Source organism: Streptomyces sp. SM18 (genome assembly GCF_002910775.2).
GTDB lineage: Bacteria > Actinomycetota > Actinomycetes > Streptomycetales > Streptomycetaceae > Streptomyces > Streptomyces halstedii.
Genome location: NZ_CP029342.1, coordinates 2,578,853 through 2,592,180 on the forward strand (window position 1 = coordinate 2,578,853; position 13,328 = coordinate 2,592,180).

General features: G+C 72.9%; 13 protein-coding genes. 5 read left to right on the plus strand and 8 right to left on the minus strand.

Annotated features, from left to right (window positions below; genetic code table 11):
- Positions 1–202 precede the first annotated feature (202 nt).
- Positions 203–1,165 carry an ATP-dependent DNA ligase gene (locus B9S64_RS11390; protein ID WP_103493974.1) on the plus strand — a complete coding sequence of 321 codons (963 nt, stop codon included), beginning with the start codon at positions 203–205 and terminating at the stop codon, positions 1,163–1,165.
- 47 nt (positions 1,166–1,212) lie between these two features.
- Here B9S64_RS11390 and B9S64_RS11395 read toward each other — a convergent pair whose 3' ends face one another.
- Positions 1,213–2,148 (minus strand): Ku protein, encoded by a 936-nt coding sequence (locus B9S64_RS11395; RefSeq protein WP_103493975.1) that lies wholly within the window; start codon positions 2,146–2,148, stop codon positions 1,213–1,215.
- 299 nt (positions 2,149–2,447) lie between these two features.
- Here B9S64_RS11395 and B9S64_RS11400 point away from each other — a divergent pair, with 299 nt between their 5' ends.
- On the plus strand, positions 2,448–3,329 hold the full coding sequence (locus B9S64_RS11400) for an excalibur calcium-binding domain-containing protein (RefSeq protein ID WP_103493976.1): 882 nt from the start codon (positions 2,448–2,450) through the stop codon (positions 3,327–3,329).
- Between the two features lie 216 nt (positions 3,330–3,545).
- The gene (locus B9S64_RS11405; protein WP_103493977.1) at positions 3,546–4,388 is read left to right on the plus strand and encodes a class II fructose-bisphosphate aldolase; all 843 of its coding nucleotides are present in this window, start codon (positions 3,546–3,548) and stop codon (positions 4,386–4,388) included.
- 60 nt (positions 4,389–4,448) lie between these two features.
- Here B9S64_RS11405 and B9S64_RS11410 read toward each other — a convergent pair whose 3' ends face one another.
- Genes B9S64_RS11410 through B9S64_RS11420 form a run of 3 tightly spaced genes read right to left on the minus strand, consistent with a single transcriptional unit; the run spans position 4,449 to position 7,062 of the window.
- Positions 4,449–4,976: a hypothetical protein gene (locus tag B9S64_RS11410; RefSeq protein ID WP_103493978.1), complete on the minus strand. Its 528-nt coding sequence runs from the start codon at positions 4,974–4,976 to the stop codon at positions 4,449–4,451.
- 44 nt (positions 4,977–5,020) lie between these two features.
- On the minus strand, positions 5,021–5,593 hold the full coding sequence (locus B9S64_RS11415) for a TetR family transcriptional regulator (RefSeq protein WP_103493979.1): 573 nt from the start codon (positions 5,591–5,593) through the stop codon (positions 5,021–5,023).
- The gene (locus B9S64_RS11420; protein WP_103493980.1) at positions 5,590–7,062 is read right to left on the minus strand and encodes an MFS transporter; all 1,473 of its coding nucleotides are present in this window, start codon (positions 7,060–7,062) and stop codon (positions 5,590–5,592) included. Before B9S64_RS11420 ends, B9S64_RS11415 begins: the two co-directional genes overlap by 4 nt.
- A gap of 233 nt (positions 7,063–7,295) precedes the next feature.
- Here B9S64_RS11420 and B9S64_RS11425 point away from each other — a divergent pair, with 233 nt between their 5' ends.
- Positions 7,296–7,598 carry a hypothetical protein gene (locus tag B9S64_RS11425; RefSeq protein WP_103493981.1) on the plus strand — a complete coding sequence of 101 codons (303 nt, stop codon included), beginning with the start codon at positions 7,296–7,298 and terminating at the stop codon, positions 7,596–7,598.
- Between the two features lie 199 nt (positions 7,599–7,797).
- On the opposite strand, the gene B9S64_RS11430 is transcribed toward B9S64_RS11425, so the two are convergent.
- Positions 7,798–9,366 carry a DUF445 domain-containing protein gene (locus B9S64_RS11430; protein ID WP_103493982.1) on the minus strand — a complete coding sequence of 523 codons (1,569 nt, stop codon included), beginning with the start codon at positions 9,364–9,366 and terminating at the stop codon, positions 7,798–7,800.
- A 141-nt stretch (positions 9,367–9,507) separates the two neighbouring features.
- Here B9S64_RS11430 and B9S64_RS11435 point away from each other — a divergent pair, with 141 nt between their 5' ends.
- The gene (locus B9S64_RS11435; RefSeq protein WP_103493983.1) at positions 9,508–10,758 is read left to right on the plus strand and encodes an SGNH/GDSL hydrolase family protein; all 1,251 of its coding nucleotides are present in this window, start codon (positions 9,508–9,510) and stop codon (positions 10,756–10,758) included.
- Positions 10,759–10,762: 4 nt separating this feature from the next.
- Here the strand turns inward: B9S64_RS11435 and B9S64_RS11440 are convergent, their stop codons facing one another.
- Genes B9S64_RS11440 through B9S64_RS34460 form a run of 3 tightly spaced genes read right to left on the minus strand, consistent with a single transcriptional unit; the run spans position 10,763 to position 13,324 of the window.
- Positions 10,763–11,443 (minus strand): DUF1707 domain-containing protein, encoded by a 681-nt coding sequence (locus B9S64_RS11440; protein ID WP_181012481.1) that lies wholly within the window; start codon positions 11,441–11,443, stop codon positions 10,763–10,765.
- A 30-nt stretch (positions 11,444–11,473) separates the two neighbouring features.
- The gene (locus tag B9S64_RS34455) at positions 11,474–12,448 is read right to left on the minus strand and encodes an ATP-binding cassette domain-containing protein (RefSeq protein ID WP_164350847.1); all 975 of its coding nucleotides are present in this window, start codon (positions 12,446–12,448) and stop codon (positions 11,474–11,476) included.
- 9 nt (positions 12,449–12,457) lie between these two features.
- Complete coding sequence (locus B9S64_RS34460; RefSeq protein ID WP_258038099.1) at positions 12,458–13,324, minus strand: ABC transporter permease; 867 nt, start codon at positions 13,322–13,324, stop codon at positions 12,458–12,460.
- Positions 13,325–13,328: the final 4 nt, after the last annotated feature.

The following is a 13,328-nucleotide window of genomic DNA, read 5'->3' on the forward strand; positions in this document are numbered from 1 at the left end:
GGGCCGTGGTGGCGCGCCCCGGGCGGAGTTTCCGCCGACACCGACGATCCGCCTGCCGCGCGCCCGGATGAAGGCACAGCCCATCCGGGGACAACCTGTCCCTGGATGAGCGCCACGGCGCGGACCCGGCGACGGCCGGACCGAGTCCTCGGGCGGGGTGCGCCTGACGGCGTCCGTCGCCCTCTGCTGAGAGGGTGCTGCCATGCCCACCCTGCCCCGGTTCGCCCCGATGCTGGCCACGCCCGGCCGCCTTCCCTCCCCCGCTGTCGACGACCGGTGGGCGTACGAGGTGAAGCAGGACGGGCAGCGGGCCGTGATCTATCTGCCGGGCGACGGCACGGTCGAGCTGCGGGCCCGTTCCGGGACGGACATCACGGCCGCCTACCCGGACCTGGCCGGGCTGGGGGACGCGCTCGGCGGGGTACCGGCGGTGCTGGACGGCGAGATCGTCGCCCTGGACAGCCAGGGGCGCAGCAATTTCGAGCGTCTCCAGTCGCGGATGGGGCTCTCCGGATCGCCCGCGAAGGCGGCCCGTGCGGCGCAGCGGGTTCCCGCCCATCTGGTCCTCTTCGACGCCCTGTTCCTGCGGGGCACACCCCTGGTGGGGCAGACCTACCGGGAACGCCGTGCCGCGCTGGAGGGGCTCGGGCTGGCCGGACCACGGTGGTCGACGCCCGCGGTGGTCGTCGGCCACGGCACACGGGCCCTGGACATGACGCGGGAGGCGGGGCTGGAGGGGGTCGTCGCCAAACGGCTGGACTCCGTGTACGAACCAGGCATCCGCTCGCGGGCCTGGATCAAGATCCGCCACGCCCGCACGGCCGATGTCCTGGTCGGCGGCTGGGTGCCCGGCCGGGGCAGGCTGGGCGGGCTGCCCGGGGCACTGCTGGTCGGGGAGCGGCACGAGGGCGGGCTGCGGTACGCGGGCAGCGTCGGCACCGGGTGGAGCGACGCCGAACGGGGCAGGCTCGCCGAGCTGCTGCGGGTGGCCGCGACGGACGTCTGCCCCTTCGACACGGTGCCACGGGTCGCCGGTGCTCGGTGGGTGCTGCCGAGGCTGGTGGGCGAGGTCCGCTACTCGACCCGGACCCGGGCGGGCCGCCTCCGCCAACCGTCCTGGCACCGACTACGCCCGGACCTGGCACCGGACGACCTGGAGACATGAGGACGGCGACGGGCCCGTACCGCTCCGGGCCCGGAACCGCCCACCCCTCAGGACGCCGTGCGCTTCCTCGGGGCCGCCTTCTTGGCCGGCTTCTTCCCGGAGTCCGCCTTCGTGGTCTTCTTCGCGGTCTTCTTCGCTGCCCGCTTGCGGGTGCCGGGCTTCATCTCGTGCACCGTCGCGCCCTCGCCCCCGGCCTCCTCGCCCCGGGACTCCCGCGCGGCGTCCACCGAGGCGTTGAGCGCCGCCATCAGGTCCATGACCTTTCCGGATTCCTCCTCCTCGCCCTCGCGCGGTTCCGGCAGCTCCTTGCCCTCGGACTTGGCGGCGATCAGGTCCTCCAGGGCTTCCCGGTAGCGGTCCTTGAAGCCCGAGATGCCGTCGAGCGCCATGCTGTCGGTGAGCTGGACGGCCCGGTCGATCTCGTCCTCCTCCAGCTCGACGTCCCGGGGGGCCAGGGACTCCGGGCTGCGGATCTCGTCCGGCCACCGCATGGAGTGCAGCACGATCGCGTCGTCCCGCACCCGCAGCAGCCCGAGCCGCTCCCGGTTGTGCCAGGCGAACTTCGCGACGGCGACCTTCTCGCTGCGCTCCAGCGCCTTGCGCAGCAGGGCGTACGGCTTGGCCGCGACCTGTCCGTCGACCGCCAGGTAGTAGCTGTCACCGATCCGTACCGGATCGACGCTGTCCGCGTCCACGAAGGCGACGATCTCGATGGCCTTGGCCGTCGGCAGCGGCATCCGGTCGAGTTCCTCGTCGGTGACGGGCACGGTCCTGCCCTTGGCCACCTCGTACCCCCTGCCGATCTCGTCCTGGGACAGGACCTCGCCGTCGAGCTCGCACACCTTGCGGGTGCGGATACGGCCCATGTCCTCCAGGTGGTACTGGTGGAAGGAGATCGAGTGGTTCTCGGTGGCGGAGACGACCTTGATCGGGATCGTGACCAGTCCGAAGCTGATCGCTCCGGTCCACAGGGGCCGTGGCATCCGTACCTCCGTTCCCCCCAGGGGCGGGCCGGGAGGCGGTCCGGTGCGCCCGGAAGGGAGAACCGGCCCGAGAGGGCCACGGCGCGACCGGGCCACCGCCCGTACCCCCGATGGTCAGGCCACGGCCGCGCCTCCGCATGTGGATCACGGGGCCGACCCTTCAGAGGGAAGCCACCATTCCTCCACGCTTTCATCACGATTCCGCTTCCTTTCCCCCGAGGCCGTCACCCCGTCCGACCGCCCCTGCGAACATCACGCTTTCCACCGCACAGAACATGGCTGAACGCCTTGGGGGACCCATGACTTCAAGAACGACGCGCGGCCCGCTCCGGATGCCGGCGGCAGCCGCCGTCCTGGCACTGGCCCTGACAGGATGCGAGGGAGACGGGACCCAGGACGCCAAGGCCGTGGCGGACTCCTCGCCCACGGCGTCCGCCTCGCCCACCCCGGAACGCCGACTGGCGCTCACCGACGACACCACCACCGCCCGCGCCGGCGAGCGGATCACCGTCGATGCCCTCGTCAACGACTCGGTGACCGGGGAGGACGGCGCCGAGGGGCCGCTCCTCGACACCCTCGGGCCGGCCCACCTCACCCTCACCGTGGACGTCCCGCCGGGGCAGGGCGTCGCCGCGGTGGACGGCACCTCGCTGACGTACACCCCGAAGGCCGGATACAGCGGTGAGGACGAGTTCACCTACCGGGTCGCGGTGAAGGGCGGTAAGGGGATCACCGACGTCGCCGTCGTCCGCGTCACCGTCAGCGAACCCACGCCGTCCCCCACACCCACCCCGCCCCCGGCGCCCAAGGCCAAGCCCAAGCCGACGCCGACGCCCGCGCGGAAGACGGAGGCGCCCTCGGTGTACTACGAGAACTGCGACGCCGCGCGGGCCGCCGGTGCCGCGCCCGTCCACCGCGGGGAGCCCGGCTACGCGGCCCATCTGGACCGGGACAACGACGGGGTGGGCTGCGAACCGTACGGCTCGTCGGGGTCGGGCGGCGGGTCCTCCGGCGGCTCGTCGTCCAACGGCTCGTCATCCGGCGGGGGCGGCGGCGGAGGCAGCACCTACTACGCCAACTGCACCGCCGTACGCGCCGCCGGGGCCGCCCCCATCCACCGCGGGGAGCCCGGTTACGCCTCCCACCTCGACCGGGACGGCGACGGCGTGGCCTGCGAGTAACACGCCTCGCCCGGACCACACGCCTCACCCGCACGCCCCGCGCGAACCGCACAACCCGCACGAACATCACGACGACCGCCCCCGGCCCTCACCCGCCGGGGGCGGCCGCGCTTCCCCGCCGCCTCCCCACATCTTTTTCAATCTGCTTCAAGCGCGCTATAAATGAGCAACTTCGAGCATCATCCGCCAGGATTCACGCACCTGCGAAGGAAGCCCATGCCGCTCATATCCACCGGTGCTCTCGCCCGGGACGCCCGTACCGCCGCGACGGGCCTCGGGGCCTTCAACGTGGTCCAGATCGAACACGCCCAGGCCATCGTCGGCGGGGCGGAGGCGGCCGGGCTGCCGGTGGTGCTCCAGATCAGCGAGAACACCGCCCGCTACCACGGATCGCTGGAGCCGATCGGGCTCGCCGGCCTCGCCCTGGCGCGCGCGGCGGACGTCCCGGTGGCCGTCCATCTGGACCACGCCGAATCGGCCGACCTGGTGCGGCAGGCGGTCGAACTGGGCTTCACCTCGGTCATGTTCGACGCGTCCACGCTGCCGTACGAGGAGAACGTCGCCGCGACCCGCGCCGTCACGGAGTACTGCCACGAGCGTGAGGTGTGCGTGGAGGCGGAGCTCGGGGAGATCGGCGGCAAGGACGGGGCGCACGCCCCCGGCGTACGGACCGATCCCGACGAGGCGCGGGCGTTCGTGCGCGCCACCGGGGTCGATGCCCTGGCCGTGGCCGTCGGCAGCTCCCACGCCATGCTCACCCGGGACGCCGCCCTGGACTTCGCGCTGATCTCCCGGTTGCGCCACGCCGTGGACGTCCCGCTGGTCCTGCACGGCTCGTCCGGCGTCGGGGACACCGGACTGGCCGGGGCCGTCGCGGCCGGCATGACCAAGGTGAACATCTCCACCCACCTGAACAAGCTGTTCACCGCGGCCGTCCGCGCCCGCCTGGACGCCGACCCCCAGGTGGCCGACCCCCGGAAGTACCTCGGCCCGGCACGCGACGCGGTCGCCACCGAGGTCACCCGCCTGCTGGGCATCCTGGCCCACCCCGGGCGCTGATCCAGGCCGGCGCCGGTGGCCCCGAGCGGATCGGGGCCGGCGCTCCCGGACGGGCCGGAGTCAGCGGTAGTCCTCCGGGTGGTCCTGCATCCAGGTGTTGACCCGGTCCCGGGTGCCGACCAGCGCGTCCCGGTGCTTCTCCAGGTTCGGCGTGGAGACGTCCTCACCGAGGGTGGTGCGCAGGCCGGTGATCCAGGCCACGGGCTCCTTGAAGTGGTCCGGGCCCTGCGGATCGGCCTTCATCGCCTTGTCCAGGCGGTCCAGTTCGTCGTTGACCCGGCCCAGGAAGTCGGCGCAGTCCCCGGCGCCGGGGGTACAAGTGTCGTCCAGCGTCGCCTGGAGTCCGGCGAAGGCGTCCCGGACCAGGGTCGGCGCGGGCTCGCCCGAGCCCCCACCGGTGTCCCCATCGGGCGCGCCCGCCCCGGAGTTGGCCGCTTCGGTGGAATCCGCCGCTTCCGCCGAGACGCTCGGCCGGCCGGCGGCGCTCGCGCCCGGCTCGGGAGTGGAGCTGAGCAGGGAGCAGCCGGACAGGCAGACGCCCAGGACCACGACCGGTATCACGGAACGCAGAGCGGTACGGACAGACATGAGGCCCCCCTCGTAGGTGCCCCAGACCCTACCCGCCGCCCCGCTCAGCCCGTGACCAGCTTCTGTAGCGCCGGGGCGTACAGGTCCGCGAGGTGTTCGGGCGTGGCGAGGGCGCCCGCTCCCGTGCGGTGCAGGCTCAACGTGGCGCCCAGGCCCAGGAGCTGACCAGCGATCAGCTCCGCGCGCAGGTCCGCGTCGGGGCCGGGCAGCAGGGCGGCCAGGCGGCCGGTGACCTGTGCCTGGAAGCGGTCGCGCAGCAGGGAGCGCTCGTCGTGGTTGCCCAGCGAGAAGACGACGCGCAGGAGCGGGTCGGTCTGCCGTTCCCGGCGGCGGTGCACCAGGGTGAGGACCATGTGGCGGCCGAGCCGGTCCGGCGGGGCGTCGAAGAGCTCGTCGGCGGCCGGACCGAAGTCGGCGACCGTGTTGAACAGTTCCTCCTTGCGGCCGAAGTGCTTGACGACCAGGGAGGCGCTGACCCCCGCGTCGGCCGCGACGCCCCGGATGGTGACCTCCGCGTACGGGCGCTGGGTGAACGCCCGCCGGGCGGCGCGCAGGATCGCGTCCCTGCCCGTGGTGGCTTCCGCCGGTGGCGCTGCCGCGGGGGCTCGGGCGGTCATGTGCTCTCCTGGATCGGCACCGCGCTCGTACGGCCGGTGCTCCTGCGTCGTTTCTCGACCGTACCCTCATCGACGGCCCCCTTCGGCATGCACAGGGTCACCACCAGGGCGAGTACCGCGGCGACGGCGGCGATCAGGAAGACGAGCTGGTAGGCGCCCAGGGTCGGGGCCGTACGCCCGGCCGCGACGAACGTCATGTTGGCCAGTACGGCGGCCACCGCGGCACTACAGAACGCCTGGCCGACCGAGCGCATCAGGGTGTTCAGGCCGTTGGCGGCGCCCGTCTCACCGACCGGGACACCGCGCATCACGAGCGCCGGGAGCGCCGAGTAGGCGATGGCCGTCCCGGCCGCGACGACCGTGGCACCCGCGACGATCAGCCAGAGGCTGTGACTGGTGAAGTACCGCACGCCGTATCCGGCGGCGATGACGGCGGAGGCGAGCGCGAGGCTGGTCCTCGGGCCGTGCTTGGCGGAGATCCGGGCCGAGACGGGTGACAGGAGCACCATCGTCACCCCGCCCGGCAGCAGGCACAGCCCGCTGACGACGAGGGAGGCGCCGAGCCCGTAACCGGTGGACGTGGGCTCCTGCACCATCTGTGCGGTGACCAGGGAGTTGGCGTAGAAGGCGAAGCCGATCAGCAGGGCGGCGACGTTGGTGAGGAGTACGGCGGGGCGGGCCGAGACCCGCAGGTCCACCATCGGGGTGCGCGCCCGCAGTTCGTACGCGCCCCAGACCAGCGCGATGACGACCGAGGCCACCAGCAGACCCAGGGTGCGCGCCGACGTCCAGCCCCAGCCGCCGCCCTGGGTCACGGCGAGGAGCAGGCAGACCAGTGCGGCGGTCAGACCGAGCGCGCCCGGTACGTCGAAGCGGCCGCGGGTCCGCAGCGAGGACTCGGGGACGCAGCGGAGCACCAGGACGATGTCGAGGAGTCCGATGGCGCCGGAGACCCAGAACATGGTGTGCCACTCGAAGTTCTGGATGACCACGGCGGCGATGGGCAGGCCGACCGCGGCGCCGATGCCCATAGAGGAACTCATCAGCGCGACCGCCGACAGCACCCGCTCGGGCGGCAGTTCGTCGCGCAGGATGCTGATGCCCAGCGGCACCACGGCGATGGCGGCCCCTTGCAGGGCGCGTCCGGCGATCAGGACGCCGATGTCCGAGCTGACCGCGCAGAGCACCGAACCGACGACGAGGAGGCCCAGCGAGACGAGCAGGACGCGCCGCTTGCCGTACATGTCGCCGACCCGGCCGAGGACGGGGGTGAACACCGCCCCGGTGAGGAGGGTCACGGTGACCAGCCAGCTCGCGGCGGAGGGGGTGGCGCCGGTGAGCTCCGGTATGTGCGGGAGCAACGGCACGACGAGGGTCTGCATGATCGCGACCACGACACCGCAGAAGGCCAGCACGCCGAGGGCGAATCGGGGGTGGCCGGGGGCGGCGGCCGGGGCGGGTGCGGTCATCGGGTCTCCGTACGCAGAGGGGGTGTACAAGCGTTCACCCCCACAGGGTAAACGCTTGTACACCCCCTGGGCGGCGAGGGCCCCGGAAGCCGGGCGTTAGCCTCGGATCCGTCGATCGGGAACGTATCCGTCGGCGGGGAACGTATCCGTCGAACGGAACGGCCCATCGGCCGGGAACGCGTCAGGAACGCATCAGGAACGCATCGGTAACGAAGAGAGCGAAGGTGGCGGGGATGGCGAAGATTCCGGCAGCGGCGGTGGCGGCGGGCGGGCTCGTCGGCGGTTACGGGGTCGCCCGGTGGACGAAGAAGCGCCCGCTGGGCGGGGTCGCGCTGGCAGCCGCCGGGTCGGTGGCCGCCTACGAGTGGAACCGGCGGGCGGGCGCCCGCGCGGCCGCCGGTCTGACCGTCGCCTATGTGGCGGCGTTCGCCGGATCGCACCCGCTGGCCAAGAAGATCGGCGCCTGGCCCGCGGTGTTCACCGTGGCGGGCGGCGTCGCGGCGGCGTCCTGGGCCGTCACCCGCCGCGGCGCCTGAGCCACCGCACGGGGTGCGCCCGCCGGCGTACGGGCCCGGCACCTCACGGTGGGATACCTCACCGGCGTACGGGCCTACACCTCACGGTGGGGTAGCCCACCGGCGACGGGCCCACCAGAACGGCGGGTGGGCCCCACCGCCTCACCGGCCCACCCACGGGGTGCGCCACCGGCGACGGGCCCGCTCCCGTCCGGTGGGCTCAGCCCCCCAGGGCGTGCGACACCGTGTAGATGACCAGGCCGGCGAGCGCGCCCACGACCGTGCCGTTGATCCGGATGAACTGGAGGTCGCGGCCGATGTTCGCCTCGATCTTCTTCGAGGTCTGGTCGGCGTCCCAGCCGGCGACCGTGTCACTGATCAGCGAGGTGATCTCGGCGCGGTAGGTCGTGACGACGTAGACCGCCGCGTCCTCCAGCCAGCCCTCCAGCTTGGCCTGCAACCGCTCGTCCGTCGCCAGCCGGGCACCCAGCGACATCAGCGAGGACCGCGCCCGCATCCGCAGCTCGCTCCGCTCGTCCTCGGCCGCCGCGATGATCATCGACCTGACACTGGACCAGGCCGAGGCGATGACGTCCTGGACCTCACGCCGGCCCAGGATCTCCGACTTCAGCCGCTCCACCCGGGCGCGGGTGTCCGGGTCCGTCTGGAGGTCGGCCGCGAAGTCCGTCAGGAAGGTGTCGATCGAGCCGCGTGCCGGGTGGTCCGGCATGTCCCGCATCTCGGTGACGAACCGCAGCAGCTCCTTGTAGACCCGCTCCCCGATCCGCTTGTCGACGAACCGGGGCGTCCAGCCGGGCGCCCCGCCCTGCACCGCGTTCATCACGGAGTCGCCGTGCAGGACCAGCCAGTCGTGGGCGCGTACGCAGACCAGGTCCACGACCCTGCGGTGGCCGCCGTCCGTGACGACCTTCTCCAGCATCTTGCCGAGGCCCGGACCGACCTCCACGGCGTCCGCCCGCCGGGTGATCGCCTCGCCGACCACGGCCTGGACGTCGGAGTCCCGCAGCACGGTGAGGGCACCGCGCAGCGCGGTGGCCAGCTCGGCGGTGACCCGGTCGGCGTGGGCCGGCTCGGCCAGCCAGGCCCCGAGCCGCGCACCGACGCCGAGGGCGTGAATCCGGTCACGAACGACGTCGCCGGACAGAAAGTTCTCGCCGACGAAGGAACCGAGTGACGCCCCGAGCTGGTCCTTCTTGGTGGGAATGATGGCGGTGTGCGGGATGGGCAGGCCGAGCGGTCGCCGGAAGAGCGCCGTGACGGCGAACCAGTCCGCCAGCGCACCGACCATCCCCGCCTCGGCGGCCGCCGCGACATAGCCCGGCCAGCCGCCCACACCGGAGTTCTTCGCCCAGGTGGCGAGGGTGTACACGAGCGCGACAAGGAGGAGCAGACCCGTGGCCGTGGCCTTCATACGGCGGACACCGCGCTGTTTCTCCTCGTCGGCGGCGGTGTACGCGAACCCGCCGAGTCCCGTCGTCACACGCCCCCGTCCGAAGGTGCCCCCGGCCCCGGTGACGGGCACGGGCCCCTTCCCCGACGCGCCACCACCGCCCACCGGTCCGTCCGGCGACCCGCCCACCGGCCCGCCCACCGATTCGTCCGACGCCCCGCCCGACGACCCGGACAGCCCGCCCGACGACCCGGACGGCCCGACCTCGCGCGGTCCGGGCGGCGGCGCGTCCGGCGTTCCCGGGCGGCCCGGTCCGCCGCCGTCCGGGCCGTGGTCCTCGGACCCCGCACCCGTGCCCTGCCCCGCGTCCTGTTCCATCCGCTCCACCCGTCCGCGTACACGTCACCCCGTGCCGTACGCAATTGTCCCTGCCTGACCTACTCCCGGGCGACAGGTCCAGTTCCCGCGCCCTGCCGCATCATGAGATCAGCGAGAACCCCACAAGGAGAATCACCGCCCATGCCCAGCCGCCAGGGACACACCCTGCTCACCGCCCTCGTGGCGGGCACCGCCGCGCTCGCCGCCGCCGTCGCCGTCGGTACGTCGCTGGTGACCTCGACACGGCAGGCACCGCCGGCCGGGACACAGGCACAACCCGCGGCCCGGCACCCCGCCGCACCCGCCCACTCCTCCGGCACCTGGGTGGTGACCTGGACCGGAGCCCCGGCCCAACCCGAGCCGAACACCGCCCAGGGCTACACCGGCCGCATCATCCACAACACCGTGCACACCAGCATCGGCGGCGACGCGGCCCGCATCACCCTGTCCAACCTCTTCGGCACCACCCCGCTCGTCGTGGAGCAGGCCACCGTCGCCACCCGTCCGGTCACCTTCGGGGGGCTGCGCACCGTCACCGTCGCCGCCGGCCGGCAGGTCGTCAGCGACGCGGTGACCGTCCCCGTCGCCCCGGACGCCGACCTGGTCGTCGGCCTGCACGCCGCACGCGGCGGCGAACCCGTCACCCTCCACCCCAGCTCCCACCAGACGTCCTACCAGTCCGACGGCGCCCTCACCTGGCCCACCACCGCCTGGCGCTACCTCACCGCCGTCGACGTCCGCCACGACGGCGCCCCCGGCGCGATCGTGGTCATCGGCGACTCCCTCACCGCGGGCACCCGCTCCACCACCGACACCGACAGCCGCTGGCCCGACGTGCTCTCCGACCGGCTGCGCCACCGCTACGGCGTCGCCAACCAGGGCATCGCCGGCAACCGCCTCCTGCGGGACAGCCTGAAGCCCGGCGGCGCGGGCGGCCCGTCCGGCGCCCACCGCTTCGACCGCGACGTGCTCTCCGTCGCCGGAGCCAGGACCGTGATCGTCGCGCTCGGCATCAACGACGTACAGCAGGCCCCCCAGGAGACCGACGCCCGGCGCGTCGTGGCCGGGCTGCGCTCCCTCACCGACCGCGCGCACGCCCAGGGCCTACGAGTGATCGGCACCACGCTGACGCCGTTCCAGGGCTACGCCACCTGGACCCCCGAGCGCAACGCGGTACGCCTGGCGGTCAACGAGCGGATCCGGGCGGGCGAAGTCTTCGACGGCTTCGCGGACTTCGACCGTGCCGTACGCGACCCCTACGCGCCCAACCGGATCCTGCCCGCCTACGACTCCGGCGACCGGCTCCACCTCAACGACACCGGCTACCGGGTCCTGGGCCGGCTCATCGGCCCCGAGGCGGTCACCGGGCTCCCCAGGACGGCCGCCTTCTGATCCGTCAGTCCTCGTAGCCCTTCTCCAGCCGCAGCCGCGCGCGCTCCGCCTCCTTCAGACGCTGCCGCTGCGCCTTGGTCCACTTGCGCTCCACGCCGACCCCGCCCATCAGGGCGAAGCCGGTCACCCGCACCCGCGGGGCGTCCGGGGCGGGGTCGCCGAGGTCGGCGTCCTTCGTCTGCTCGTCGAACCCGCCCATGATGCCCACGCCGTTGACGTGGACGTGCACGTCCGGCGCGACCTTCACCAGCATGCCGCCCATGACCGTCCAGCAGCGGATGTGGACCTCCCGGTCCTCGAAGTCCGCCTCGCGCAGGTCGATCTCGCCCCCGCCCCACATCGCGAACCCGGTGAAGACCCGCCCCACCGTCCACTTCCCCTTGCGGCTGAACCCGCTCCAGAACGCGAAGCCGCCCGAGGAGGTCGCGGGCTTGCCGATCCGCCGCGACCAGTCCACCGGCGCCCCCGGCTGCCCGGCCGGCACGGGCGCCCGGCCCGTCACCGGCGCCACGGACCCGCCCGGCACCGGGAGATCGCTGACCAGCGGCTCCAACTCGCCGTGGGTGCGGGCCTTGTACGTCGCGTCGAGCCGCTGCTCGAACTCGTCCATCTGCAACCGGCCCTCGGCCACGGCCTCCCGCAGCGTCTCGGCGATCCGCTCGCGTTCGGCGTCGGAGGCACGCATGTCCGGGCGTTCACTTGTCATGCCAGCAGCCTATAGAGCGGGGTCCGACGCGTACATCTTCGCGATGACGGCCTCGATGTCCGGCTCCCGCACCGACAGATCCACCAGCGGATAGTCCGCCGCCAGCCGCGCCACCAGCGGGGCCGCCGACACCGACGCCGGGAACGCCAGCCACTGCCGGGGGCCCTCCACCCTGACCACCCGTACCGACGGGTCCGACGCCAGGGTGACCGGGGGCAGTTCACGCTCCAGGTCCACCACCAGGGTGCGTTCGCTCTCCCCCACCTCGTGCAGCCCGGCCAGGGCGCCGTCGTACACCAGACGGCCGTGGTCGATCACCATCACCCGCCGGCACAGCTGCTCGATGTCGGTGAGGTCGTGGGTCGTCAGCAGCACCGTCGTGGACCGCTCCGCGTTCAGGTCGCGCAGGAAGCCCCGCACCTTCGCCTTGGAGACCACGTCGAGCCCGATCGTCGGCTCGTCCAGGTACAGCACCTCCGGATCGTGCAGCAGCGCCGCCGCGATGTCGCCCCGCATCCGCTGCCCCAGCGACAACTGCCGTACCGGAACCTCCAACAGAGCGCCCAGATCCAGGAGTTCCACACACCGGTCCAGGTTCTCCCGGAACCGGCGGTCCGGGATCCGGTACATCCGGTGCATCAGCCGGTAGGAGTCCCGCAACGGCAGGTCCCACCACAGGGTCGTCCGCTGCCCGAACACCACCCCGATCCGGTGCGCCAGCTTCGTACGCTCCCGTGAGGGATCGATCCCCGCGACCCGCAGCCGCCCGCCGCTCGGGGTGAGGATCCCCGTCAGCATCTTGATCGTCGTCGACTTGCCCGCGCCGTTGGGCCCGATGTAGCCGACCATCTCACCGCGCGGCACCCGGAAGCTGATGCCGTCCACCGCCCGCACCTCCCGCCGCTCCCGGCGCAGGAAGCCGGTCCTGCGACGCACGTCGAAGACCTTCTCGACGCCGTCCAGCTCGATGAAGTCGCTGTCCATGCCCACTCCTCAGCTTCCCGTACTGCGGTACGCCCGCAGCCCCGTCCGCCAGGCCAGTCCGGCGAGCAGCCAGCACAGCCCGGCCACCACCGGCGGCAGGAACGCCACCCAGCCGGGCAGCCCCAACGGATAGTCCCGGCCCAGCACGTACAGCGCGGGCAGCCAGCTCACGAAGGCCAGCGGCACCACGAACGTCACCCCGCGGACCAGCTCCTTCGCGAAGATCGTCGGCGGGTACTGCAACACCGTCGTGCCCCCGTAGGTGAACGCGTTCTGCACCTCCGAGGCGTCCTGCGCGAAGAACTGGAACGCCGCCCCCGCCACGAACACCGCCCCGAAGATCGCCGCACCGCTCAGCACCATCAGCGGCAGCATCACCACCCTCAGCGGTGTCCACACGATGTCCAGCGTCATCAGCGCGTAGCCGAGGACCAGCAGGCCTTGCGTGATCCGCCCCAGCCGACGCAGCGCGAACCGGTCCGCGGCCACCTGCGCCAGCACCGGGACCGGCCGGACCAGCAGGGTGTCCAGCGTGCCGTCCCGCACCCGCCTGCCCAGCCGGTCCACCGATCCGAACAGCAGGTCCGACAGCCCGAAGGCGGTCGCCGACGTGCCGTACAGCAGCGCGATCTCCGGCAGCGTGTAACCGCCCAGCGCGTCCACGTGCGCGAACATCAGCATGATCGTCACGAAGTCGAACGCCGTCACCACGAAGTTGCCGAGCGTCGTCATCACGAACGACGCCCGGTACGCCATCGTCGAGCGCAACCACATCGCCACGATCAGCCCGTACGCCCGGACCCCCTCCAGCAGCCGCGACCGGTCGTCGAACCCGGGCCGCGACCACGCCGCGGGCTCCGGCTCCCCGGCCCGCAGGCCG